The 23294-nt window shown below is 65.9% G+C and carries 23 protein-coding genes; 9 read left to right on the top strand and 14 right to left on the bottom strand.

The features are described 5' to 3' along the window. Nucleotides 1-30 precede the first annotated feature (30 nt). The 5 genes from modC to ACODS9_RS23490 form a co-directional block, all read right to left on the bottom strand. Nucleotides 31-1122, bottom strand: a complete 1092-nt coding sequence (modC, locus tag ACODS9_RS23510; RefSeq protein WP_401105976.1) for a molybdenum ABC transporter ATP-binding protein — start codon at nt 1120-1122, stop codon at nt 31-33. 1 nt (nt 1123) lies between these two features. Next, nucleotides 1124-1804, bottom strand: a complete 681-nt coding sequence (gene modB, locus ACODS9_RS23505; protein ID WP_217866420.1) for a molybdate ABC transporter permease subunit — start codon at nt 1802-1804, stop codon at nt 1124-1126. Then, nucleotides 1804-2562, bottom strand: coding sequence for a molybdate ABC transporter substrate-binding protein (gene modA, locus ACODS9_RS23500; protein WP_110698472.1), 759 nt, complete (start codon nt 2560-2562; stop codon nt 1804-1806). Before modA ends, modB begins: the two co-directional genes overlap by 1 nt. Before the next feature lie 179 nt (nt 2563-2741). Then, on the bottom strand, nt 2742-4028 hold the full coding sequence (locus ACODS9_RS23495; protein WP_489094882.1) for a Zn-dependent hydrolase: 1287 nt from the start codon (nt 4026-4028) through the stop codon (nt 2742-2744). A 67-nt stretch (nt 4029-4095) separates the two neighbouring features. Further along, a complete protein-coding gene (locus ACODS9_RS23490) occupies nt 4096-5586 on the bottom strand; it encodes an NCS1 family nucleobase:cation symporter-1 (protein WP_489094895.1) in 1491 nt (496 codons plus the stop codon). A gap of 614 nt (nt 5587-6200) precedes the next feature. On the opposite strand from ACODS9_RS23490, the gene hydA reads away from it, so the two are divergent. From hydA to preA, 3 genes are all read left to right on the top strand, one after another. Continuing rightward, on the top strand, nt 6201-7640 hold the full coding sequence (gene hydA / locus ACODS9_RS23485) for a dihydropyrimidinase (RefSeq protein WP_489094881.1): 1440 nt from the start codon (nt 6201-6203) through the stop codon (nt 7638-7640). A gap of 194 nt (nt 7641-7834) precedes the next feature. Continuing rightward, on the top strand, nt 7835-9202 hold the full coding sequence (locus tag ACODS9_RS23480; protein ID WP_401105981.1) for an NAD(P)-dependent oxidoreductase: 1368 nt from the start codon (nt 7835-7837) through the stop codon (nt 9200-9202). Further along, nucleotides 9203-10477 carry an NAD-dependent dihydropyrimidine dehydrogenase subunit PreA gene (gene preA / locus ACODS9_RS23475; protein WP_401105983.1) on the top strand — a complete coding sequence of 425 codons (1275 nt, stop codon included), beginning with the start codon at nt 9203-9205 and terminating at the stop codon, nt 10475-10477. 54 nt (nt 10478-10531) lie between these two features. Here preA and ACODS9_RS23470 read toward each other — a convergent pair whose 3' ends face one another. Together ACODS9_RS23470 and ACODS9_RS23465 are read right to left on the bottom strand one after the other, a co-directional pair. Further along, a complete protein-coding gene (locus ACODS9_RS23470) occupies nt 10532-10933 on the bottom strand; it encodes a DUF4440 domain-containing protein (RefSeq protein ID WP_401105984.1) in 402 nt (133 codons plus the stop codon). Then, nucleotides 10926-12281, bottom strand: coding sequence for an MFS transporter (locus ACODS9_RS23465; RefSeq protein ID WP_489094880.1), 1356 nt, complete (start codon nt 12279-12281; stop codon nt 10926-10928). Before ACODS9_RS23465 ends, ACODS9_RS23470 begins: the two co-directional genes overlap by 8 nt. Nucleotides 12282-12370: 89 nt before the next feature. On the opposite strand from ACODS9_RS23465, the gene ACODS9_RS23460 reads away from it, so the two are divergent. Beyond that, nucleotides 12371-13273, top strand: coding sequence for a LysR family transcriptional regulator (locus ACODS9_RS23460; protein ID WP_489094879.1), 903 nt, complete (start codon nt 12371-12373; stop codon nt 13271-13273). Between the two features lie 9 nt (nt 13274-13282). On the opposite strand, the gene ACODS9_RS23455 is transcribed toward ACODS9_RS23460, so the two are convergent. After that, nucleotides 13283-13903 carry a TetR/AcrR family transcriptional regulator gene (locus ACODS9_RS23455; RefSeq protein WP_023631488.1) on the bottom strand — a complete coding sequence of 207 codons (621 nt, stop codon included), beginning with the start codon at nt 13901-13903 and terminating at the stop codon, nt 13283-13285. A gap of 61 nt (nt 13904-13964) precedes the next feature. Then, nucleotides 13965-14558 carry a TetR/AcrR family transcriptional regulator gene (locus tag ACODS9_RS23450; RefSeq protein ID WP_489094878.1) on the bottom strand — a complete coding sequence of 198 codons (594 nt, stop codon included), beginning with the start codon at nt 14556-14558 and terminating at the stop codon, nt 13965-13967. A gap of 108 nt (nt 14559-14666) precedes the next feature. Between ACODS9_RS23450 and ACODS9_RS23445 the strand changes: the two genes are divergently transcribed. Next, the gene (locus tag ACODS9_RS23445) at nt 14667-15737 is read left to right on the top strand and encodes a sugar phosphate isomerase/epimerase family protein (protein ID WP_367856471.1); all 1071 of its coding nucleotides are present in this window, start codon (nt 14667-14669) and stop codon (nt 15735-15737) included. Next, a complete protein-coding gene (locus ACODS9_RS23440; RefSeq protein ID WP_489094877.1) occupies nt 15734-16618 on the top strand; it encodes an alpha/beta fold hydrolase in 885 nt (294 codons plus the stop codon). Before ACODS9_RS23445 ends, ACODS9_RS23440 begins: the two co-directional genes overlap by 4 nt. Here ACODS9_RS23440 and ACODS9_RS23435 read toward each other — a convergent pair. From ACODS9_RS23435 to ACODS9_RS23425, 3 genes are all read right to left on the bottom strand, one after another. Further along, on the bottom strand, nt 16608-16850 hold the full coding sequence (locus tag ACODS9_RS23435) for a hypothetical protein (protein WP_367856469.1): 243 nt from the start codon (nt 16848-16850) through the stop codon (nt 16608-16610). The genes ACODS9_RS23440 and ACODS9_RS23435 overlap by 11 nt on opposite strands. A 131-nt stretch (nt 16851-16981) precedes the next feature. Continuing rightward, nucleotides 16982-17683: a YoaK family protein gene (locus ACODS9_RS23430; protein ID WP_489094876.1), complete on the bottom strand. Its 702-nt coding sequence runs from the start codon at nt 17681-17683 to the stop codon at nt 16982-16984. A 34-nt stretch (nt 17684-17717) separates the two neighbouring features. After that, the gene (locus ACODS9_RS23425) at nt 17718-18191 is read right to left on the bottom strand and encodes a GNAT family N-acetyltransferase (RefSeq protein ID WP_489094875.1); all 474 of its coding nucleotides are present in this window, start codon (nt 18189-18191) and stop codon (nt 17718-17720) included. A gap of 144 nt (nt 18192-18335) precedes the next feature. On the opposite strand from ACODS9_RS23425, the gene ACODS9_RS23420 reads away from it, so the two are divergent. Next, nucleotides 18336-19070, top strand: a complete 735-nt coding sequence (locus ACODS9_RS23420; RefSeq protein ID WP_489094874.1) for an alpha/beta fold hydrolase — start codon at nt 18336-18338, stop codon at nt 19068-19070. Between the two features lie 6 nt (nt 19071-19076). On the opposite strand, the gene ACODS9_RS23415 is transcribed toward ACODS9_RS23420, so the two are convergent. Together ACODS9_RS23415 and nhaB are read right to left on the bottom strand one after the other, a co-directional pair. Next, nucleotides 19077-19691: a dihydrofolate reductase family protein gene (locus ACODS9_RS23415; RefSeq protein WP_489094873.1), complete on the bottom strand. Its 615-nt coding sequence runs from the start codon at nt 19689-19691 to the stop codon at nt 19077-19079. Nucleotides 19692-19923: 232 nt separating this feature from the next. Further along, the gene (gene nhaB / locus ACODS9_RS23410) at nt 19924-21426 is read right to left on the bottom strand and encodes a sodium/proton antiporter NhaB (protein WP_489094872.1); all 1503 of its coding nucleotides are present in this window, start codon (nt 21424-21426) and stop codon (nt 19924-19926) included. Nucleotides 21427-21577: 151 nt separating this feature from the next. Between nhaB and ACODS9_RS23405 the strand changes: the two genes are divergently transcribed. Then, a complete protein-coding gene (locus ACODS9_RS23405) occupies nt 21578-22390 on the top strand; it encodes a crotonase/enoyl-CoA hydratase family protein (protein WP_046856187.1) in 813 nt (270 codons plus the stop codon). A gap of 35 nt (nt 22391-22425) precedes the next feature. Beyond that, nucleotides 22426-23256 (top strand): NAD(+) diphosphatase, encoded by an 831-nt coding sequence (gene nudC, locus ACODS9_RS23400; RefSeq protein WP_489094871.1) that lies wholly within the window; start codon nt 22426-22428, stop codon nt 23254-23256. Nucleotides 23257-23294 lie beyond the last annotated feature (38 nt).

Raw genomic sequence — 23294 nt, 5'->3', positions numbered from 1 at the left:
TGCAATGGACAGCAGCCGCCGCGTCATTGCTCAGCCCAACAGCGCCACCGACTTGATCTGTGCCCACAGCAATTGGCCCGGGCGTACGTCGAGCTGGTCCGCCGAATAGCGTGTGACGCGTGCCAGCAGCGCACTGCCGGCGGCATCCAGGCTGACCAGCACATGGGCCGGGTTGTCCGCCGGGCGGCATTCGCGGACCCGCACCGGCAGGCGGTTGAGAATGCTCGACGCGCCGTCGGCGGCCAATGCCAGGCTGACGTCCCGGGCCTGGACCTTCAGGCGCAGGGTACTGCCCACCTGCAAGGCGGGGTGGGCGATCCGCAGCAGCTGCCCCTCCGTGCCGGGCAGGCGCAGGTCGAACAGCTCATAATGCGGGTCGTGGCCCACCACCACGCCTTCGAGCACCACCCCGGCATCCTCGCCCTGGGCCAACGGCAGGTCCAGGCGGGCCAGGGTCTGGCCGATCGGCCCGCTGGCCACCGCCTTGCCCTGTTCGAGCAGGACCAGGTGGTCGGCCAGGCGCGCCACTTCGTCCTGGGCATGGCTGACGTAGATCAGCGGGATATCCAGCTCGTCGTGCAGGCGTTCCAGGTACGGGAGGATTTCACGCTTGCGCGCGCTGTCGAGCGCAGCCAAGGGCTCGTCCATCAGCAACAGTCGCGGGCTGCTGAGCAAGGCTCGGGCGATGCCGACCCGTTGTGCCTCGCCGCCGGACAGGGTTGCCGGCTTGCGCGCCAGCAGGTGGCCGATGCCCAGCAACTGGCAGGCCTGCTCCTGGCTGATCTTGCGGGCCTGGGGGGCAATGCGGCGCCAGCCGAACTCCAGGTTGCCTTGCACCGACAGGTGCGGGAACAGGCTGGCCTCCTGGAACACGTAGCCGACCGGGCGCCGGTGCGGGGGGATGAAGTGCCCGCGGGCGCTGTCTTCCCACACCTCGCCATTGATTTCGATGTAGGCGCTGGCGGCCCGTTCCAGGCCGGCCAGGCAGCGCAGGCAGGAGGTCTTGCCTGAGCCGGAGTGGCCGAACAGGGCGCTGATGCCGCGACCGGGCAGGTCAAGGTCGACGTCCAGGGTGAAGTCGTCACGCGCCAGTTTCAGGCGCGCCTGTATCGATGCGCTCATTTCAGCTCCAGCCTGCCTTGCCACGGCGGCCGGCATAGAGCATCAGCAGCACCAGGAACGAGAACACCAGCATGGCCCCGGCCAGCCAGTGGGCCTGGCTGTATTCCATGGCCTCGACGTGATCGAAGATCTGCACCGAGACCACGCGGGTCTTGTCGGGAATGTTGCCACCGATCATCAGCACCACGCCGAACTCGCCGACGGTATGGGCGAAGCCGAGGATGCTGGCGGTAATGAAACCGGGGCGAGCCAGGGGCAGCACCACGTGGACGAAGGTGTCCCATGGGCTGGCGCGCAGCGTCGCGGCCACTTCCAGGGGGCGCTGGCCGATGGCGCCGAAGGCGTTCTGCAGTGGCTGCACCACGAAGGGCATCGAATATACCACCGAGCCGATCACCAGCCCGGTGAAGCTGAACACCACGCTGCCCAGGCCGAGGGCCTGGGTGGTCTGGCCGATCCAGCCATGGGGACCAAGGGCCAGCAGCAGGTAGAAGCCGATTACCGTCGGCGGCAGCACCAGGGGCAGGGCCACCACCGCGCCGATCGGCCCGCGCAACCAGGAGCGGGTGCGCGCCAGCCACCAGGCGATGGGCGTGCCCAGCACCAGGAGGATGGCGGTGGTGAGGCTGGCCAGCTTGATGGTCAGCCAGATGGCACCCAGGTCACTGGCGTCGAGGGGCATCAGAGCTCATAGCCGTAGGACTTGATCACCGCGGCGGCCTTCGGGCCCTTGAGGTAATCGACCAGGGCCTTGGCGGCCGGATTGTCCTTGCCTTTGTTGAGGATCACCGCATCCTGGCGGATCGGGTCATGCAGCTCGGCGGGCACGATCCAGGCCGAGCCTTCGCTGACCTTGCCGTCCTTGTAGATCTGCGACAGCGCGACGAAGCCCAGCTCGGCATTGCCGGTGGAGACGAACTGGAAGGCCTGGGTGATGTTCTGGCCCTCGACGATCTTGGCCTTGGTCGCTTCGGTCAGCTTCAGCTTGTCCAGCACCTGGGTGGCTGCCAGGCCATAGGGCGCGGCCTTGGGGTTGGCGATGGACAGGTGCTTGTACTCGTTCTTCTTCAGCACATCACCCTTGGCGTCGACATAGCCTGGCTTGGCCGACCACAGCGCCAGGGTGCCGATGGCATAGGTGAAGCGCGAGCCTGCAACGATTTCCTTTTCCTGTTCCAGCTTGGCCGGGGTGCTGTCGTCGGCGGCGAGGAATACCTCGAATGGCGCGCCGTTCTTGATCTGTGCGTAGAACTGGCCGGTGGCGCCGTAGGCAGCGACCAGCTTGTGGCCGGTGTCCTTCTCGAAATCCTTGGCGATGGCCTGGATGGGCGCTGTGAAGTTGGCCGCGACGGCGACCTGGACTTCATCGGCCCAGGCACTGTTGAGGCAGATCAGGCTGGCGAGGGTGCTGGCGGCCAGATAGGGCAAGCGAATACGCATGAAGACGGCTCCTGAGGGATTATCGTTATGGTGCGGAATATATAGCGATAAGCCGTCTGTCGGGAAGGGGCTGCCGTGATTTGCCGTCGGTGGTGGCCTTGCGAGAGCGGCGCACGGCCGCTCCCACTCAGGTGATGCTTGCCCACCCCAAGGGCTGGGTTACTTCCCGGAGATCACCGCTACGCCGCCAACCGCCCGCTGGCAATCGCCTCCGAAGCCGCCAGCATCGCCCGCAGCAGCACCGCGCAGCCGGCCGCGAGGTCCTCGGGGGCGGCGTTCTCGATTTCGTTGTGACTGATCCCGCCCTCGCACGGCACGAAGATCATCCCGGCCGGGCCCAGCTCGGCGAGGAAGATTGCGTCGTGCCCGGCACCGCTGACGATGTCCATGTGCGCCAGGCCCAGGTTGCGCGCCGAATCACGCACCGCTTCGACGCAGCCTTTGTCGAAGTACAGGGCCGGGAAGTCGGCGGTGGGCACCAGGTCGTATTCCAGCCCGTGCTTGGCCGTGGTGGCCTCGATCACCTGGCGCACCTCGGCGATCATCGACTCCAGTCGCTGGCCTTCCAGGTGACGGAAGTCCAGGGTCATGCGCACTTCGCCGGGGATCACGTTGCGCGAGCCGGGGTAGGCCTGCAGGCAACCGACGGTGCCGCAGGCATGGGGCTGGTGGGCGAGGGCGGTGCGGTTGACCGCCTCGACCACGGCGGCGGCACCGACCAGGGCGTCCTTGCGCAGGTGCATCGGGGTGGGGCCGGCGTGGGCCTCGACGCCGCGCAGGGTCAGGTCGAACCACTTCTGGCCGAGGGCGCCGAGCACCACGCCGATGGTCTTGTGTTGGTCTTCGAGGATCGGGCCCTGTTCGATATGCGCCTCGAAGTAGGCGCCGACCGGGTGGCCGGACACGGCGCGGCTGCCGGCGTAGCCGATGGCGTTCAATGCCTCGCCGACGCTCACGCCCTGGGCGTCGCGCTTGGCCAGGGTCTGCTCGAGGGTGAACTTGTTGGCGAACACCCCCGAACCCATCATGCACGGGGCGAAGCGCGAGCCTTCCTCGTTGGTCCACACCACCACCTCCAGCGGCGCTTCGGTTTCCACGCCGAGATCATTGAGGGTGCGGATCACCTCCAGCCCGGCCATCACGCCGAAGCAGCCGTCGAACTTGCCGCCGGTGGGCTGGGTGTCGATATGGCTGCCGGTCATCACTGGCGGCAGCTTGGCGTTGCGCCCGGGGCGGCGGGCGAAGATGTTGCCGACCGCGTCGATGCTCACCGTGCAACCGGCTGCTTCGCACCACTGCACGAACAAGTCGCGAGCCTGGCGATCGAGATCGGTCAGCGCCAGGCGGCATACGCCGCCCTTGGGCGTGGCGCCGAGGCGGGCCAGCTCCATCAGCGATTGCCACAGGCGGTTACTGTCGATGTGGCGTTGGCTGGATTGCAGGATTTCCTTGGCGGGGGTGGTCATGGGGTGTCTCCTCAGGCTGTTATTTTTACCATCACGTGGGAGCGGGCTTGCCCCGCGATGCGGCGCCTCAGGGCATCGGCTTGGCCAGCCGCGCCGGGCCGCGCACCGCGATGCCGCCGAGGGCGTAGTAGAGCCCGCCGCCGAGCAGCGAACCGGTGAACCAGCCGTAGTCGTAGAACCAGCTGAAACTGCTGTTGCCGATGGCCATCACGGTCAGCGCCACCGGCACGCCGAAGGCGATGAACCCGGCCCAGTTCCACGCCGGATACACGTCGTCGCGGTACAGCCCGGCGAGGTCCAGCTGCTGGCGGCGGACCAGGAAGTAGTCCACCACCATGATCCCGGCGATCGGTCCGAGCAGGCTGGAATAGCCCAGCAGCCAGTTGGAGTACACGCTCTCCAGGCTCAGGTCGGAGACAATCCAGCCAAGCTTCTTGAGCAGCTCGTGGCCCATCAGCGCCAGGCCGATGAAGCCGGTCAGCCAGACCGCGCGGCTGCGCCCGATCAGGCGCGGGGCGATGTTCTGGAAGTCGTTGGTGGGCGAGACGATGTTGGCCGCGGTGTTGGTCGACAGCGTCGCGATGATGATCAGCGCCATGGCCAGGGCCACCCAGCCGGGGCTCTGGATATGGCCGATCAGGCTCACCGGGTCGGACACCGTCTGGCCCACCAGCGAGGCGGAGGCGGCGGTCATGATCACGCCCAGGGCGGCGAACAGGAACATGGTCAGCGGCAGGCCGAAGATCTGTCCGAGAATCTGGTCCTTCTGGCTTTTCGCATAGCGGCTGAAATCGGGGATGTTCAGCGACAGCGTGGCCCAGAAACCGACCATGGCGGTGAGCCCGGCGCAGAAGTAGCTGACCACGCTGGCGCCCTCGGGGCGTTTGGGCGGCTGCGCCAGCAGCTCGCTCATCGACATGTGCGGCAGCGCCCAGAACAACAGGCCGACACCGACCGCCACCAGCAGGGGCGCCGAGAGCGTCTCCAGCCACTTGATCGACTCGGCGCCGCGCAGCACCACCCACAGGTTCAGCGACCAGAACAGCATGAAGCCGATCACCTCGCCAGTGCCGCCCAGTGCCTTCCACTCGGGGAACAGCGAACCCAGGAACAGGTGGATGGCCAGCCCGCCGAACATCGTCTGGATGCCGAACCAGCCGCAGGCCACCACGGCGCGGATCAGGCATGGCACGTTGGAGCCGAAAACGCCGAACGAAGCGCGCAGCAGCACCGGGAACGGGATGCCGTACTTGGTGCCGGGGAAGGCGTTGAGGGTCAGCGGGATGAGCACGATGAGGTTGGCCAGCAGGATCGCCAGCAGCGCCTCGCCGACACTCAGGCCGAAGTAGGCGGTGAGCACGCCGCCGAGGGTGTAGGTGGGCACGCAAATGGACATGCCCACCCACAACGCGGTGATGTGCCACTTGTTCCAGGTGCGCTGGTGCACCTTGGTCGGGGCGATGTCGTGGTTGTAGCGGGGGCTGTCGAGGACGTCGCTGCCGGCGTCGAGCTCGTACAGGCCATGCTGCTCGACCACTTGTGATCTGCTCTGTTGCATGGGGTTCTCCAGGTCTTTTTTCTTGTAGTTGTCGCTCATCGGGCTGACGCGATGGCCGGAGTACACACACCACCAGTACTGCACCTCCGGCCCGGCCAGGCGGTTGTGGCCTGCGTTTTCAACAAACGTGCCGGGAAAGCCCGCGCCTTCCCGGCGGGCCGCCGCCGACCGGAGGTAACTCACTGACCTGCAAAGGCATTCATCAGCACGGCAGGCGAAGCGGGAGCGCCCGCGCATGCCGTCTGTCTGGCCGGTCCATCACCCGCGTGATTCAAACGGGTGCAACCTGGAAAACCACCGGCGCGGCCTGCGCCATCCAGCCAGGAAACAAACACCTGATTTTGCGTAGAAAATCTTGACCAATTTGGCTTCCTGTCAAGTGCGTCAAAATGGTGAGGGGGTGTAACTTTTTGGTTACCAGTGAAATAAATTATTAAAAATCAATGATTTAGTGTTTTTAATGGTTGCATATATTTTTTCTTGATCAATATCCGATCAGATACTAGCCTCGATTCTTGTCAGGCCTGACAGGATTGATGAAATCACCTCCAGTGCCCGGCCAACACAATTCCAAGAACCGGCCAGAAGACCGGTCAGCCTGCGAGGAAGACGGCATGTCCCTGTTGATCCGTGGCGCCACCGTGGTTACCCATGAAGAGAGCTACCCCGCCGATGTCCTGTGTGCCGATGGCCTGATCCGCGCCATCGGCAAAGACCTCGAAGCCCCCACCGACTGCGATATCCTCGACGGCAGTGGCCAGTACCTGATGCCCGGCGGCATCGATCCGCACACCCACATGCAGCTGCCGTTCATGGGCACGGTGGCCAGCGAGGACTTCTTCAGCGGCACTGCCGCGGGCCTGGCCGGGGGCACCACCTCGATCATCGACTTCGTCATCCCCAACCCGCAGCAGTCGCTGCTCGAGGCCTTCCACACCTGGCGCGGCTGGGCGCAGAAGAGTGCCAGCGACTATGGCTTCCACGTCGCCATCACCTGGTGGAGCGAGCAGGTCGCCGAGGAGATGGGCGAGCTGGTCGCCCAGCATGGGGTGAACAGCTTCAAGCACTTCATGGCCTACAAGAACGCGATCATGGCCGCCGACGACACCCTGGTGGCCAGCTTCGAACGCTGCCTGCAACTGGGCGCGGTGCCCACGGTGCACGCCGAAAACGGCGAGCTGGTCTATCACCTGCAGCAAAAATTGCTCGCCCAGGGCCTGACCGGCCCCGAGGCACACCCGCTGTCGCGTCCGTCCCAGGTCGAAGGGGAGGCCGCCAGCCGCGCCATCCGCATCGCCGAAACCCTGGGCACGCCGCTGTATCTGGTGCATGTCTCCAGCCGCGAGGCGCTGGACGAGATCACCTACGCCCGGGCCAAGGGCCAGCCGGTGTACGGCGAGGTGCTGCCGGGGCATCTGCTGCTCGACGACAGCGTTTACCGTGATCCGGACTGGGCCACCGCCGCCGGCTATGTGATGAGCCCGCCATTCCGCCCGCGCGAGCACCAGGAGGCGCTGTGGGGTGGCCTGCAGTCGGGCAACCTGCACACCACGGCCACTGACCACTGCTGCTTCTGCGCCGAGCAGAAGGCCATGGGCCGCAACGACTTCAGCCGGATCCCCAATGGCACCGCCGGCATCGAGGACCGCATGGCGGTGCTGTGGGACGCCGGGGTGAACAGCGGGCGCCTGTCGATGCACGAGTTCGTCGCGCTGACCTCCACCAACACCGCGAAGATCTTCAACCTGTTCCCGCGCAAGGGCGCGATCCGTGTCGGCGCCGATGCCGACCTGGTGCTGTGGGACCCGCAGGGCAGACGCACCATCAGCGCCCAGACCCACCACCAGCGGGTCGATTTCAACATCTTCGAAGGCCGCACCGTGCGCGGCATCCCCAGCCACACCATCAGCCAGGGCAAGGTGCTCTGGGCCGATGGCGACCTGCGTGCCGAGCCGGGCGCGGGGCGTTACGTGGAGCGCCCGGCCTATCCGTCGGTGTACGAGGTGCTGGAGCGGCGTGCCGAACGGCAGAAACCGACGCCGGTTCAGCGCTGAAGCAGTTGGGGCTGCCGCACAGCCCTTTCGCCGGCAAGCCGGCTCCCACACACGTACCGCAGCCCCCTGTGGGAGCCGGCTTGCCGGCGAAAGGGGCGCTTCGCGCCCCCGACAACAAAGGTAGATCTCCATCCCCAGAACGGACCGGCGCCTGACCACCGCCGCCTCCAATAAAAACGAGAGAGGCTACAACCGTGATCGATGCCCTGAACCACTTGCCGCGCCCCCGCGCCGGCGCCGACCAGCTGGCCGAGGCCTTCAGCGACCTCGCGCCCCCGCTCACCGCCCGCCAGGCCGCAGTCGAGAGCGCGCGCTGCCTGTACTGCTACGACGCGCCGTGCGTCAATGCGTGCCCCAGTGAAATCGACATCCCCTCGTTCATCCACCGCATCAGCGACGAGAACCTGCAAGGCGCCGCCGAACGCATTCTCTCGGCCAACATCCTCGGAGGCAGCTGTGCCCGGGTTTGCCCCACGGAGATCCTTTGCCAGCAAGCCTGCGTGCGCAACAACGCCCAGGAGTGCGCCCCGGTGCTGATCGGCCAATTGCAGCGCTACGCCCTGGACCATGCAAACTTCACCGAGCATCCGTTCCAGCGTTCGCCGGCCAGCGGCAAGCGCATCGCCGTGGTCGGCGCCGGCCCTGCCGGGTTGTCGTGCGCGCACCGGTTGGCCATGCACGGCCACGACGTGGTGATCTTCGAGGCGCGGGAGAAGGCCGGTGGTCTCAACGAGTACGGCATCGCCCGCTACAAGCTGGTGGACGACTACGCCCAGCGTGAAGTGGAGTTCCTGCTGGGCATCGGCGGAATCGAGATCCGCCATGGCCAGCGCCTGGGCGGCAACCTGTCATTGGCCGAGCTGCATGGCCAGTACGACGCGGTGTTCCTCGGCCTGGGCCTGGGGGCCGTGCGCCAGTTGGGCCTGGCGGACGAAGACGCGCCGGGCTTGCTTGCCGCCACCGACTATATCCGTGAACTGCGCCAGGCTGACGACCTCACCCAGCTGCCGCTGGCTGACCGCTGCCTGGTGCTCGGCGCTGGCAACACCGCCATCGACATGGCCGTGCAGATGAGCCGCCTGGGCGCCCGCGACGTCAACCTGGTGTACCGCCGGGGCGAAGCCGACATGGGCGCCACCGGCCATGAGCAGGAAATTGCCAAGCACAACCAGGTACGCCTGCACACCTGGGCCCGGCCAGATGCCGTGCTGCTGGATGATGCCGGGCGCGTGCGCGGCATGCGCTTCGCGCGCACGCAATTGATCGACGGACGCCTGGGCGATACCGGCGAAACCTTCGAGCTGGCCGCCGACGCGATCTTCAAGGCCATCGGCCAGCGCTTCGATGAGCAAAGCCTCGGCGATCCGCTGGCGGCGCAACTGGCCCGCGACGGCGAGCGCATCCAGGTGGACGCGCAGATGCGCACCTCCGTCCCGGGCATCTATGCCGGCGGCGACTGCACCGCGCTGGGCCAGGACCTCACCGTCCAGGCCGTGCAACATGGCAAGCTGGCCGCCGAAGCCATCCATGCCCAACTCATGCTCAACGTGGAGGCTGCGTAAATGGCCGACTTGTCCATCGTATTCGCCGGCATCAAGGCACCCAATCCATTCTGGTTGGCCTCCGCGCCCCCTACCGACAAGGCCTATAACGTGGTCCGCGCCTTCGAGGCCGGCTGGGGCGGGGTGGTGTGGAAGACCCTCGGCGAGGACCCGGCGGCGGTCAACGTGTCGTCGCGCTACTCGGCGCATTACGGCGCCAACCGCCAGGTGCAGGGCATCAACAATATCGAGCTGATCACCGACCGCTCGCTGGAGATCAACCTGCGCGAGATCACCCAGGTGAAGAAGGACTGGCCCGACCGTGCGTTGATCGTGTCGCTGATGGTGCCGTGCGTCGAAGAATCCTGGAAGTTCATCCTGCCGCTGGTGGAAGCCACCGGCGCCGACGGCATCGAACTCAACTTCGGCTGCCCTCACGGCATGCCCGAGCGTGGCATGGGCGCCGCCGTGGGCCAGGTGCCCGAGTATGTGGAAATGGTCACCCGCTGGTGCAAGACCCATTGCACGCTGCCGGTAATCGTCAAGCTTACCCCCAACATCACCGACATCCGCCAGTCGGCGCGCGCCGCGCACCGGGGCGGGGCGGACGCGGTGTCGCTGATCAACACCATCAACTCGATCACCAGTGTCGATCTGGACCGCATGGTCGCCCACCCCATCGTCGGCGACCAGAGCACCCATGGCGGCTACTGCGGGTCGGCGGTCAAGCCGATCGCCCTGAACATGGTCGCCGAGATCGCGCGCGACCCCGAGACCCGTGGCCTGCCGATCTGCGGCATCGGCGGTATCGGCACCTGGCGCGACGCCGCCGAGTTCATCGCCCTGGGCAGCGGCGCGGTGCAGGTGTGCACCGCAGCGATGCTGCATGGCTTTCGCATCGTCGAAGACATGCAGGATGGCCTGGCGCGCTGGATGGACCAGCATGGGCACCGCAGCCTCGAGGCGTTTCGTGGCCAGGCCGTGGGGCATACCACCGACTGGAAGTACCTGGATATCAACTACAAGTCGGTGGCGCAGATCGACCAGGACGCCTGCATCGGCTGCGGGCGCTGCCACATTGCCTGCGAGGACACCTCGCACCAGGCCATCGCCAGCACCCTGAAGGCCGACGGCACCCACGCCTACAGTGTGATCGAGGCCGAGTGCGTGGGCTGCAACCTGTGCCAGATCACCTGCCCGGTGGAAGGTTGCATCGACATGCAGGCGCAGGACACCGGCAAGCCGTACATGAACTGGACGCAGGACCCGCGCAACCCCTATCGCGAGGCGGGTTGAGGAGGAGGGCGATAAACACGCCTCGGTAGCGGTGACGCCTGCTCGAGCTCCGCGTCAGCTGATTGCGGTCTCGTGCAGGCAGCGCCACACCACGCCGCGGTTGCTGCACTCCAGCAGTGCCAGCGACCAGCGTGCCTGCACCCCACCTTGTAACCGATGGGTTTCCTTGTAGCGCACTGCTACGTTCACCCCGGCCTGCCATACCACCTGGACGTCGCTGACGACGATCTCCAGCCCTGGCCGTGCGCCGGCCGCCCGGCTGAACAGTTGCTCCACCTGTGCGCGGGTCACCACCGTGCCCGCCGTGCCGACCATGCTGAAATCATCGGCGAACACCGCCATCAGCCCGCCGAGCACTGCCTGGGTCTCGACCGCTGGGCGGGTGAAGATTCTGTGGATCAGCTCATGGACGTGATGAATGCTGCGCTCGGCGCGGGCAATCGCGTGGTCAGGCATGGCGAGGGTTCTCCGGGGGTAGTGTGTGCAGTGTCATCAGTGGCGCCAGCCCCAGCAACGCGGCCAGGCTGAAGGTCAGGTGATAGGCGTCCGGCGTGCTCAGGCCCACCAGCAACAGGTTGAAGATCATCAGCAGCAAGGCGGCGCCGATGCTGAAGGCCATCTGTCGATTGAGGTTCCACAGGACGCTGGCCTGCTGCATCCGCTCGCCGCTGAAGTCGAGCAGCGCGGTGGTCTGGGCGGTGTTGGCACCGATGCCGCCACCGACGCCCATGAGGCCGTAGGCCGCCATCAGTACGGCGTTGTCTGTCGGGGCGTCGACCATGACCAGCAGGCAGATACCCAGGCTGTGCAGGAGCATGCCGAGCAGCAACAGGCGGGCGGCACCGACGCGGTTGTACAGGCGGCCGGCCAGCAACATGGCGGCGAAGGCCCCGGCGGCGTAGAGCAGCATGAACAGGCCGGTGGCCTGGGCGCTCAGTTGCAGCACATCCTGCAGATAGAAGATGTTCAGCAGGTTGACCCCGGTGAACACGCCGGGGATCGCGTGGTAGACCTGCATCGAGACTCGCAGGCGCGGGCTGGCGAGCAGCTTCAGTTCGACGATGCCTGCCGCCGCGCGCTGATAGTGGGCGCGGTACACCAGGGCGCAGGACACACCCGCCAGCAGGCAGGCGATGGCCAGCAGGGCACCATGCCCGGCGCCATATAACGACAGGCCCAGCAGCAGGCAGGCGAGGGCGGCGCTGACCAGCAGCAATCCCTTGAAGTCCGGGCGTGGCGCTGTCGGGCCCGGTGCCTGGTCAAGCCAGGCCCAGGCCAGCGCCGCCGTCAGCAGGGCCAGCGGAATGTTGCTGTGGAAGACCCACGGCCAGCGGCCATGGTCGACGATCAACCCGCCAAGGGTGGGTGACAGTGCCGGTGCCAGCAGCGCAACGGCCATCACCAGGGTGGACACACGGGCGCGCTCCGGGCCCTGGAAGCGTTCGAAGGTCAGCGCCTGCCCCACGGGGATCAGCAAGCCACCGGCCATGCCCTGGACCAGGCGCCAGGCAATCAACGCGGCAAAGCTCTGCGCCTCGCCGCAGCCCCACACCGCCACGCTGAACGCCAGCATGGCGGCGCTCAACAGCCGCCGCGCGCCCCAGCGGTTGGCCAGCCAGGTGCTCACCGGCACGGCCAGGGTCAGCCCGAGCATATAGGCATTGCCAACCCAGGCGCTGCTGGCATTGCCAATGGCGAACTCGGCGGCGATCCGTGGCAACGCCACGGTCGGCATGAACAGGTTGATGCAGTCGATGAAAAAACCCATCAGGAAGATCGTTGCCACGCGATACCGGTACGTCATTGCCACTCCTTTTCGGGGCGCAGACTAGGTGCGTGGACTGGCCCTGTCGATGTCGCTACCCTTGAAACTCTGTTTGATGGAAATGAACAATGCTGCGTACGACCCTCCACACCCAGCTCAACCGGGTGCAGACGTTTCTGGCAGTGGTCGACTTCGGCTCCTTCACCAAGGCGGCGGACTTTCTCGGCATCAGCAAAGCCATGGCCAGCCAGCACGTCAAGGCGCTGGAACAGGCCCTGGGGGTGACGCTGCTGGCGCGCAGCACCCGTGCTATCGCCCCGACCGAAACCGGCCAAAGTTTCTATGAAGATTTCAAAGTGATCGTCAGCGATGTCGAAGGCGCCTTCGCCAATGTACTGCGCCGGCACAACGGCCTATCGGGCAAGCTGCGCATCAGCACCACCGGGGAGTACGGCGAGCGCTTCATCCTGCCGCTGATCCCGCTGTTCGCCGAGCGCTACCCGGCGTTGTCGCTCAGCTACGATACCGACTCGTCGCTGAGCGACCTGATTGCCGAACGGCTTGACCTGGTGGTGCGTCTTGGCGCGTTGCCGGATTCGAACCTGCGCAGTCGCCAGTTGGCCGAGTACGACATTGTGTTGGTGGCTGCTCCGGCCTTTCTTGTTCGCCATGCCATCGAACGGCCCGAGGAACTGACGGACACACCCTGGATTGCCAACAGCAACCTGCAGAGCCCGACCGCCTGGACCTTGCACAGCGCGCAGGCGGGGAGTGCAAGCGTCGTCGGCCGGGCGGCCTACCAGTCCAATGCGTCCCACGCCATCCGGGCGATGGCCTGCGCCGCCCTGGGCGTAGCGGTGCTGCCGGCCTGGCTGGTCGAGCAGGACCTGGCCGACGGCACCCTGCGGCGGGTACTGCCGGACTACAGCCTGCCCAGGCAGCCGATCAGCGTGGTGTACCCGAACAGCAGCCATGTGCCGCACAAGACCCGGGTGTTCATCGATTTCTTGTGCGAGCACCTCGGGCGCTGAGGGCGCCGCTCAGGGCTCCAGGCCGATGCCGCGCAGGATGACGCCGGTCACCGTCTGCACCGCTTGCTCGAACGCCATGTCCGACAGCGGCTCACCGTCATTGAGCAGGGTGACCTGGAAACCGAAGTCGGCGTAGTGCTGGGTCGCCGCCCAGATCATGTACAGCAGCGCCGATGGCTCCACCGGCAGGATGCGTCCGTCCTCGACCCAGCTGCGGATCTTCGCCTGCTTGAGCTGCGCCCAGGGCACCAGGATCTCGTCCAGGCTGGGGCTCAGCAGCGGGGCGCCGTGGAGAATCTCCTCGGCCCAGATCTTCGAGCCCAGCGGCCGCGAGCGCGAGTGGCCCATCTTGGCGCGGATGTAGCTGGTCAGTACCACCCGCGGGTCGTCGAAGTGCTCGAAGCACAGGGCATCCTGCTTCCAGACATCCAGCAGGTCCTGCAGCACGGCGCGGTACAGGTCGTCCTTGGTGCTGAAGTAGTAGTGCAGGTTGGAGCGCGGCAACTGCGCCCGTTCGGCGATATCGCCCATGGAGGTGGCGGCGTAGCCCTTGTCGGCGAACACCTGCTCGGCGGCTTGCAGGATCTTTTCGACATTGCGCCGGCGGATTTCGATCTTGTGGTTGGCCATGGGCTGTCCGTGGTGACCTGAACAGGGCAAGGCTAACAGCTTTGCCGGGGCGGCGATAAGGTCAAGGCTGCCTGTTTGGAAGCAGGGCCAATGCCTGGCGGCTGGCGCCGCGCAGGTCCTCGCCCGGCACGCCATCGCGGGCTTGCACGGAGATGCCGTGGAGGAAGGTGGCATAGAAGTGACCGAGAGCCTCGACCTGCGTCTCGGCTGGCAACTGCCCCTGGTCACGGGCTTCGCGCAGGCGGCTGATGATCGACTCGGTACGCTGCCGACGGTGGCCGGCCAACCATTGCTGGACCCCCAGGTTATCCGGCGCCACGCCGCTGGCGGCGCTGACCACCAGGCAGCCGCGGGGTTCGTCGACGCGGGTGTAGGTGCTGATGGCGGCCTCGAGCATCTGCGCCATGGCTTGGTGGATGTCCGGCAGGGCCAGGGCGCGGTCGGCGAAACCGCCCTCGGCCGATTCGTACAGGGCCACGGCCTCCTCGAACAGCTGCTGCTTGCTGCCAAAGGCCGCGTAGATGCGCGCGGAGGCGATGCCCAGGGTGGATACCAGGGCCGACATCGAAGTGCCCTCGTAGCCATGTTCCCAGAACAGCCGCATCGCCTTGCGCAGCGCCTGTTGCTTGTCGAATTCCCGAGGTCGCCCTGCCATCGCTCGCCTGCCTGATTACGTGGAACGCGCATTCTAGCCAATTTGCGATTGACGGGCAGCGCCATTCGATCCTATTGTTTGTCGATCAACAAACAATGAGATGACATCATGCGAACACTCAAAGGCCCCAGCCTTCACCTCGCGCAGTTCAGCAGCGACACGGCGCCGTTCGACAGCCTGGACAGCATTGCCGACTGGGCGGGGCGGTTGGGCTTCAAGGGGCTGCAGATCCCGGCCTGGGACGCCCGGTTGTTCGACCTGGAACTGGCCGCGCAAAGCAAGGGGTACTGCGATGAAATCAAGGGGCGACTGGCCGAGCGCGGCTTGCAGGTCAGCGAGCTGACCACCCACATGATCGGCCAACTGGTCGCGGTCCATCCGGCCTACGACTCGATGTGCGACGCCTTCGCCCCGGCCGCGCTGGCTGGGCGGCCGGCAGAACGCACCGCCTGGGCGACCGAGCAGATGACACTGGCGGCTCGGGCCAGCCGCAACCTGGGCCTGGAAGACATGGGGACCTTTTCCGGCGCGCTGGCCTGGCCCTACCTGTTCCCGTTCCCGCAGCGTCCCCAGGGCCTGGTCGAGGCTGCCTTCGAAGAGCTGGCGCGGCGCTGGCGGCCGATACTCGACTGCTGTGACGAACAGGGCGTCAACCTGTGCTTCGAGATCCACCCTGCCGAGGACCTGCACGACGGCACCAGCTTCGAGCGTTTCCATGCCCTGGTGGGGGAGCACGTGCGCTGTCGCATCCTCTTCGACCCCAGCCATTTCGTGCTGCAGCAACTCGACTACCTGGCCTATCTGGATCTCTATCACCCATTGATCCGCATGTTTCACGTCAAGGACGCCGAGTTCAATCCGAGCGGTCGGCAGGGCGTGTATGGCGGCTACAGCGACTGGACCGAACGTGCCGGGCGCTTCCGATCGCTGGGTGACGGGCAAGTGGACTTCAAGGCCATCTTCTCGCGGCTGGCGCAGTACGACTTCGCGGGGTGGGCAACCCTGGAATGGGAATGCTGCCTGAAGCATCAGGAGGACGGCGCCCGTGAAGGCGTCGAGTTCATCAACCGCCACATCATCCGGGTCACGGACCAGGTGTTCGACGATTTCGCCGGCGCACCGATCGACGCCCATCAGATCCAGCGCATGCTGGGCATCGACACGGGGGCTCGGGTATGAACCTGGCCGCCGAGTCTTTGGTTGACGCCTTCGAGCATGTCTATGTGCAGGTGCAGGGACAGCGCATCCACTGTGTCGTGGCCGGTGCCGGCGAACCGGTGCTGCTGGTGCCGGGCTGGCCACAGACCTGGTACGCCTGGCGCCATGTGCTGCCGATCCTGGCCGCGCGCGGGTTCCGTGCCATCGCCATCGACCCGCCGGGCCTGGGGGACTCGGACCGCCCCGAGGAAGGCTACGACACCGGTAACGTTGCCGGCGTGCTGCATGCTGCGATGAGCCAGCTGGGGCATGAGCGCTATCACCTGGTCGGTCACGATGTGGGCATGTGGGTGGCTTATGCCCTGGCCAGTGATCGACCACAGGCGGTGCGTTCGCTGACAGTGGCCGAAGCGGTGATCCCTGGGCTTGCCGAGGCGCCGTCGATCTTCGTGGCGCCGCAGGACAACATCTTCCTCTGGCACTTCCTGTTCAACCAGGTGCGCGATCTGCCGGAGTTCCTGATCGCCGGGCGCGAGGAGGGCTACCTCAACTTCATGTTCGACCGTTGGGCGATCCATCGGCATGCGGTGGCGGCGGATGTCTATATCCGTGCCTACGCCTCGCCGGGCGGGATGCGGGCGGGCTTCGCCTATTACCGGGCGATCCCCGAGACCATCAGGCAGAACCGCGAGCGTGCCAGGCGTCCGCTGCCCATGCCGGTGCTGGCGATCGGTGCCGAGCACGCCACGGGCGACGCGCCGCTGCGAACGCTGGAGGGGCATGCCGATTCGGTGCGCGGTGTGATCCTGCCGGGTTGCGGGCATTTCGTCATGGAGGAAGCGCCGGTGTCGTTCAACGAGCACCTGCTGGCGTTCCTGGAGGAGGTCGAGGTCAACCGCTGATCGCGGTCTTGGCCCTGGCAGCGTCGGTCACGGCTTGCTGTTGATCGGCGCGCACCACGGCCAGTTTGCGCCGTTCGTACTCTTCCTGGCTCAGGCCCTGGCGTTGCAGTGCCTCGAGTTGCAGCTGACGGGTTTCCTCGGCGCTGTAGGGGCGTAGCTCAGGATGGCTGGCGCAACCGCTCAGCACGGCGATGGCCAGGGCGGCGAGGAGGAGGCGGGCGGTGGTGTTCATCGGGATGATTCCGTGGGGCTGTCGGATCGATGAACCCAGGTTATTGACCACGGTGGCACGATGGAAATCGCTGTGCTCGATAGTGACTATCGACGCCCGCGCGCCTGCTGTTCAACGCACGTTCGAGGCCCTCAGCGCGGCATGTAGCCCAGTTGCCAGGCTCGCGGAATGAACAGCGTCACCAGCGCCAGCACGCAGGCCAGGGCGCAACTGGCCGCCAGCGCTTGCAAGCCCAGCCGTTGCTGCAGCCAAGCCCCGAGCGCGGCACCTAGCAGCATGCCGCTCCAGGGCACCAACTGTACCCGCCAGCCATGGCGCCGCTCACCCAGCAACCAACGCCCCAGGCCACGGCCGAAACGCGACAGCGCGCCGGTGACGTAGGTCAGGCCGATCGGCAGGCCGTTCACCTGTTCGACCACGGCATTGAGCATGCCCATGGCCAGGGTGGCCGCGATCAGTGCAGGGAATGTGGTGGCCGCAGGCCAGGCCGCGGCAAACGCCAGCAGGCTGGCGACGATCAGCAGCAAGGGCGCGGCGCGGCGGCGCAAGCGGCGGGCCAGCAATACGCCCAGGGTATTGCCCAGCACGAAACTGAGGATCGCCAGGGCCAGTCGCAGCATCAGCGAAAAGTCCGCCTGGCTGATGGCCACCGCCAGGCGCGTGGTGTTGCCGCTCATGAACGACACGAAGTCGCCCAGCGCCAGCAGGCCGATGGCGTCAGTCATGCCGGCCAGCACCGACAATCCGGCCACCAACCCAAGGCCGACCCGCCCGCGCAGGGCCTGCAAGCGGACCCGACGGGCACTGTGCTGGGAGGTGGCGGTGGGCAGCATGGGGCGAGTCTCCGGGGCGCAGGGGGCCCTGATCTTATACCCCGACCAGTACCTTGCGCATGGGGATGCAGGACAGTTCGAGGCCGAATGGGGATTGGTAGACCGACATCGCATCGCCGGTGTAGCCGCAGCGGCGATAGAACGCCGCTGCGTTCAAGGTCGAGTCCAGGTTGACCGCCTCCAGACCTTCGGCCCTGGCGATGCCTTCGAGGTGTTCGACCATCGCCCGGGCGATGCCACGGCCCATGAACGCCGGCAGCACAAATAGAGCGCCCAGTTCACCGCTATGCAGGTCGAGCATGCCGGTGGCGACGATCGTGTCGCCCATGCAGGCGAGGTGGAAATGCTCGGCGACCAGGGCCGCATAGCCTTCGGTGAACGGTACGTCGGCCCAGGCCTGGGCCAGGGCGGCATCGTAGGCTTGGGTGCACTGCCACAGGATCGCCTGGCGGCGAATGTCGTAGGTTTGCAGCGCGTCGTGACGGCTGGCGCGGCGTATGTCGAGCATGGGTTCCCTCCCGGTTGAGCCTGGATGATAACAAGGGCGCCGAGGCAAACGGTGATTGGCGCGGCGCAATGGGATAGCGCTTTTCAACCGACCTGACAGGCAGCATGCTGCGCCTTTCCCGCGAACACTCTGGTGAGGCAGGCAATGGATACGCCCGTGGTAATGATCAATGGCCTGATCGGCTGCCTGGACCATCCAGCGTTTCATCACGTCCTGGGTCCAAGGCGGGTGATCGCCCCGGACCTGCTCGGCTATGGTCGCCTGGACGACACGCCGTCGACGCTGATCGACATCGACGCCCAGGTCGAGCACCTGCGACGGAGCCTGGAGGCTCATAATCTGCCTTGTGTGCATCTGCTCGGCCATTCCGTGGGCGGAGTGGTTGCGATGCTGTTTGCCCAGCGCTACCCGGCCAATGTGGCGAGCGTGATCAGCGTCGAAGGTAACTTCACCCTGAAGGATGCGTTCTGGTCGGCCTCGGTGGCGCGCATGGCCTCTGCCGAGGCAGAGGCCATGCTTCAAGGCTATCGTGCCGACGCCGGCGCCTGGCTGGCACGCTCCGGCATCATGGCCAATGCCGCACGCCTGACGCTGGCTGGTCAGTGGTTGGCCCATCAACCGGCGAGTACATTGCAGGCCATGGCGCGTTCAGTGGTGACGGTGACCGGCGTGCCAGGTTATCTGGAGGGTTTGCGCCGGTTGTTCGCCACTAAGCCCGTGCATCTGTTTGCCGGCGAGCATTCTCGGGCTGGCTGGGACGTGCCGCCATGGGCCGAGGAACAGGCGGCCAGCTTCACGGTGTTGCCGCGGGTGGGGCACCTGATGATGCTCGAAGACCCGCAAGGCTTCGCCAGTGCCATCGCCCGCCTGCTCGACTGACTGGGTTCAGAACGATCCCGTCCGCACCTCGCCGCTGCGCACGTAGTGGGCGAGCAATACGCCCTTGGGCGTGCTGCTCGACTCCACCAGTGTGAAGGCTGCGGCCTGGGCATCGTCACCGAACAGGCGCTTGCCACGCCCAAGCAGCAAGGGATGGATCAGCAACCGCAGTTCATCCACCAGGCCGGCCGCCAGCAGTTGGCGTACCAGTTCGCCGCTGCCTTGGGTCAGCAGCGCCGGGCCATCCTGTTGTTTGAGGGCGCGGACAGCGCCCGGCACGTCAGCGCCCAACGGGTGACTGTTTTGCCAGTCGATGGATTCGGGATGGTGCGTGGCGACATGCTTGGCCACGCCATTGAACAGGTCGGCCAAGGGCCGGTCCGGCGCCTCGGGCCCGACCTTTGGCCAGAACCCGGCGAAGATATCGTAGGTGCGTCGCCCCAGCAGCAGTTCGAACGGTTGGCTGAACAAGGTCTGCATGGCCTGGCCGAAGGCCTCGTCGGCCAGGGGCGGGATCCAGCCACCAAAGGTGAAGCCGCCGCTGGTGTCTTCCTCCGGCCCGCCGGGGGCCTGCATGACGCCGTCGAGGGTGACGAAGGCGGCGACGATGAGCTTGCGCATGGGGTGAACCTCCTCGTGGGTGTGCTGGATAGTCGAACGGGGGTGGCGAGAATCGACAGCAGTGCTGAACGATAGTCAGGGTTCGACAGATGGAGGGCACGGGAGGAGGGAAAGCAGGTGCGGGATACGCGGTCATCTGTAGGAGCGGCTTCAGCCGCGATGCAGGCACCACGGTATCTGGCACCCGCTTTGCGGGTGATCGCGGCTGAAGCCGCTCCTACAGATGGTCCGTTTACAGCCAGTAGGTCACCGCCCACCAGCCCAGGCCGCCCATGACCACGGTATAGGGCAGCGCCATCCACACCATGCGCCCATACGACAGGCGAATCAGCGGTGCGATCGCCGAGGTCAGCAGGAACAGGAACGCTGCCTGGCCATTGGGCGTGGCCACGCTGGGCAGGTTGGTGCCGGTGTTGATCGCCACCGCCAGGGTCTCGAAGTGCTCGCGGCTCATTGCGCCATTGACGAACGCCTGCTTGACCTCGGTGATGTAGATGGTGGCGACGAACACGTTGTCGCTGATCGCCGACAGCAGTCCGTTGGCCAGGTACAGCATGCCCGGCTGCTGCTCGCTGGGCAGCGCCAGCACCCAGGCGATCAGCGGGCTGAACAGTTGCTGCTGGTGGATCACCGCGACCACGGCGAAGAACACCACCAGCAGCGAGGTGAACGGCATGGCGTCCTGGAACGCACGGCCCAGGCGATGCTCGTCGGTGATGCCGGTGAAGACGGTGATCAACACGATGACCAGCAGGCCGATCAGGCCCACCTCGGCGATGTGCAGCCCCAGGCAGACGATCAGGATCAGTGCGGCCAGGCCCTGTACCACCAGCGCCACCCGTTGTGCCTGGGTGCGCGCGGCATCGTCCTCGGCGGCGTAGGTGGCCAGCACCTGGCGCACGCGCTCGGGCATCAGCGTGCCGTAGCCGAACAGCCGCAGTTTCTCCAGCAGTACGCAGGTCACCAGGCCCGCCGCCAGCACCGGCATCGACACCGGCGCGACCTTGCGGAAGAAGTCGGCGAAGTGCCAACCCATTTCATGGCCGATCAGCAGATTCTGCGGTTCGCCCACCAAGGTGCAGACGCCGCCCAGCGCGGTGCCCACCGCGCCATGCATCAGCAGGCTGCGCAGGAATGCGCGGAACTGCTCGAGGTCTTCGCGGTGCAATTGTTCGACCTGATGGTCGCTGTCCAGCGCCGACTCCTCCCGCGGATTGGCGCCCGAGGCGACCCGGTGGTAGACGGCATAGAAGCCGACCGCGGCGCTGATGATCACAGCGGTCACGGTCAGGGCATCGAGGAACGCCGAGAGGAACGCCGACAACACGCAAAACAGCAGGCTCAGCACCGCCTTGGAGCGCACGCCGAGCAGGATCCGCGAGAACAGGAACAGCAGCAGCTCCTTCATGAAATGGATGCCGGCGACCATGAACATCAGCAGCAGGATCACCGGGAAGTTGTGCTGCAACTCCTCGTACAGAGCTTCGGGTGTGGTCAGGCGCAGCAGCAGCGCCTCGACCAGCAGCAGGCCGCCGGGCATCAGCGGGTAGCACTTGAGTGCCATGCCTAAGGTGAAGATGAACTGGATCACCAGCACCCAGCCGGTGACCACCGGGCCGAGGGTCGCCAGCAGCAAGGGATTGAGCAGCAGGAACAGGCAGATGACGGCCTTGTACCAACGCGGCGACTGGCCCAGGAAGCTGTGGGCGAGGGCGCCGGTCAGGGAACGGGACATGAATTTGTATCCTTTTGATTCAGCAGTGGCGCACGGTGCCGGATCGTGCGTCAGGGTGCAAGTTGTCCAGTCCGGCTTTTGGCACATGCACCGCCTTGCGGGTGCGCTAAGATCCGCCGTTGTGAATCCTTTCCCCACAGGAGTGCCGTCCGTGACCGAATACACCGCGTTCAAGGTCGAACTGACCGACAACATCGCCCACGTGCAGATCAACCGCCCGGAAAAGATCAACGCGATGAACGCCGCCTTCTGGGAGGAGCTGGTCCAGATCTTCCAGTGGATCGACGACACCGACGCGGTGCGGGTGGTGGTCATCAGCGGCGCCGGCAAGCATTTCTCCTCCGGCATCGATCTGATGATGCTGGCCGCATTGGCCCAGCAGCTGGGCAAGGATGTTGGCCGCAACGCCAGGGTGATGCGCCGCACCATCTTGCGCCTGCAGGGTTCGTTCAACGCCGTGGACAACTGCCGCAAGCCGGTGCTGGCGGCGATCCAGGGCTACTGCATCGGTGGCGCCATCGACCTGGTCTCGGCCTGCGACATGCGCTACTGCGCCAGCGACGCGCAGTTCTCGATCAAGGAGATCGACATGGGCATGGCCGCCGATGTCGGCACCCTGCAACGTTTGCCGCGTATCATCGGTGACGGCATCATGCGTGAGCTGGCCTACACCGGCCGTATGGTCGATGCCCAGGAAGCGCTGCGCATCGGCCTGGTCAACCGCGTCTATGATGACCAGGCGGCGCTGCTCGACGGGGTCTTTGCCATTGCCCGCGAGATTGCCGCAAAATCACCGATCGCCGTGGCCGGCACCAAGGAGATGATCAGCTACATGCGCGACCATCGCATCGACGATGGCCTGGAGTACATCGCCACCTGGAACGCCGCCATGCTGCAGTCCGAAGACCTGCGCGTGGCCATGGCCGCCCACATGAGCAAACAGCAACCGACGTTCGCCGACTGACTGACAGTGGCGGGCGCCATCTAGGGACCCGAACCATGTCAGCACGTTGGACAACCGCAGTACTCGACCCGCAGACCACCGGGGGGCTGGCCGTCGCCCGCAGCCCGGACGGGTTCCTGATGGACGCCAACGGCGCGCTGTTCCCCCGTGACTGGCTCAAGCGCCAGGACCTGGACGTGTTGTGCGAGCATGGCATCGGTCACCTGGACGGCGAGCCGGTGTTCCTGCTGGAGCTGCGCAGTGCCAGCGAAGTATCGGGTTGCGGCTGGCAGGGGCTGCGGCGGTTCATGCTCGAAGGCGACTTCGATACGTACAAGGTGCTCGGTTACGCCTCGCAGATCGGTACCTGGGCGCGCGAGCACCGGTTCTGCGGCAGCTGTGGCCAGCCGATGACGCAGATCCACTGGGAGCGGGCGATGTACTGCCAGCCATGCGATTTGCGCAGCTATCCGCGGATTTCACCGAGCATGATCGTGTTGATTACTCGTGGCGACGAGGTGCTTTTGGCCCGTTCGCCACGCTTTGTCACCGGGGTCTACAGCACCCTGGCCGGGTTCGCCGAGCCGGGGGAGTCGGCCGAGGACTGCCTGGTGCGCGAGGTGCGGGAGGAGGTGGCGGTCGAGGTGAAGAACATCCAGTACGTGGGGAGCCAGTGCTGGCCGTTTCCGCATTCGATGATGCTCGGGTTTCATGCTGAGTACGCTGGGGGGGAGATTGTCATGCAGGCGGATGAGATCGAGGATGCGCAGTGGTTCAATGTGCATGAGTTGCCGCCTTTGCCGGCGGGGCGGTCGATTGCGCGGTATCTGATTGATTTGTATGTGGCGCGGCGGTTGGGGATGCCTGAACCGGTTTTGCCTGCCTGATTTCTGATTTCTGATTTCTGATTTCTGATTTCTGATTT

Source organism: Pseudomonas sp. FG36, from assembly GCF_057809275.1.
The sequence above is the reverse complement of the archived record's forward strand: the minus strand, read 5'-3'. Positions and strand labels throughout refer to the sequence as shown.

Bases quoted from the DNA above. Each gene is read 5' to 3' on its own strand.
- modC (WP_401105976.1), bottom strand. From the start codon at position 1,122: ATGAGCGCATCGATACAGGCGCGCCTGAAACTGGCGCGTGACGACTTC.
- modA (WP_110698472.1), bottom strand. From the start codon at position 2,562: ATGCGTATTCGCTTGCCCTATCTGGCCGCCAGCACCCTCGCCAGCCTG.
- ACODS9_RS23415 (WP_489094873.1), bottom strand. From the start codon at position 19,691: ATGCGCAAGCTCATCGTCGCCGCCTTCGTCACCCTCGACGGCGTCATG.
- ACODS9_RS23440 (WP_489094877.1), top strand. From the start codon at position 15,734: ATGAACCTGGCCGCCGAGTCTTTGGTTGACGCCTTCGAGCATGTCTAT.
- ACODS9_RS23420 (WP_489094874.1), top strand. From the start codon at position 18,336: ATGGATACGCCCGTGGTAATGATCAATGGCCTGATCGGCTGCCTGGAC.
- ACODS9_RS23490 (WP_489094895.1), bottom strand. From the start codon at position 5,586: ATGCAACAGAGCAGATCACAAGTGGTCGAGCAGCATGGCCTGTACGAG.
- ACODS9_RS23430 (WP_489094876.1), bottom strand. From the start codon at position 17,683: ATGCTGCCCACCGCCACCTCCCAGCACAGTGCCCGTCGGGTCCGCTTG.
- nudC (WP_489094871.1), top strand. From the start codon at position 22,426: ATGTCAGCACGTTGGACAACCGCAGTACTCGACCCGCAGACCACCGGG.
- modB (WP_217866420.1), bottom strand. From the start codon at position 1,804: ATGCCCCTCGACGCCAGTGACCTGGGTGCCATCTGGCTGACCATCAAG.
- ACODS9_RS23455 (WP_023631488.1), bottom strand. From the start codon at position 13,903: ATGGCCAACCACAAGATCGAAATCCGCCGGCGCAATGTCGAAAAGATC.
- ACODS9_RS23425 (WP_489094875.1), bottom strand. From the start codon at position 18,191: ATGCTCGACATACGCCGCGCCAGCCGTCACGACGCGCTGCAAACCTAC.
- ACODS9_RS23450 (WP_489094878.1), bottom strand. From the start codon at position 14,558: ATGGCAGGGCGACCTCGGGAATTCGACAAGCAACAGGCGCTGCGCAAG.
- ACODS9_RS23435 (WP_367856469.1), bottom strand. From the start codon at position 16,850: ATGAACACCACCGCCCGCCTCCTCCTCGCCGCCCTGGCCATCGCCGTG.
- ACODS9_RS23495 (WP_489094882.1), bottom strand. From the start codon at position 4,028: ATGACCACCCCCGCCAAGGAAATCCTGCAATCCAGCCAACGCCACATC.
- hydA (WP_489094881.1), top strand. From the start codon at position 6,201: ATGTCCCTGTTGATCCGTGGCGCCACCGTGGTTACCCATGAAGAGAGC.
- nhaB (WP_489094872.1), bottom strand. From the start codon at position 21,426: ATGTCCCGTTCCCTGACCGGCGCCCTCGCCCACAGCTTCCTGGGCCAG.
- preA (WP_401105983.1), top strand. From the start codon at position 9,203: ATGGCCGACTTGTCCATCGTATTCGCCGGCATCAAGGCACCCAATCCA.
- ACODS9_RS23465 (WP_489094880.1), bottom strand. From the start codon at position 12,281: ATGACGTACCGGTATCGCGTGGCAACGATCTTCCTGATGGGTTTTTTC.
- ACODS9_RS23445 (WP_367856471.1), top strand. From the start codon at position 14,667: ATGCGAACACTCAAAGGCCCCAGCCTTCACCTCGCGCAGTTCAGCAGC.
- ACODS9_RS23460 (WP_489094879.1), top strand. From the start codon at position 12,371: ATGCTGCGTACGACCCTCCACACCCAGCTCAACCGGGTGCAGACGTTT.
- ACODS9_RS23470 (WP_401105984.1), bottom strand. From the start codon at position 10,933: ATGCCTGACCACGCGATTGCCCGCGCCGAGCGCAGCATTCATCACGTC.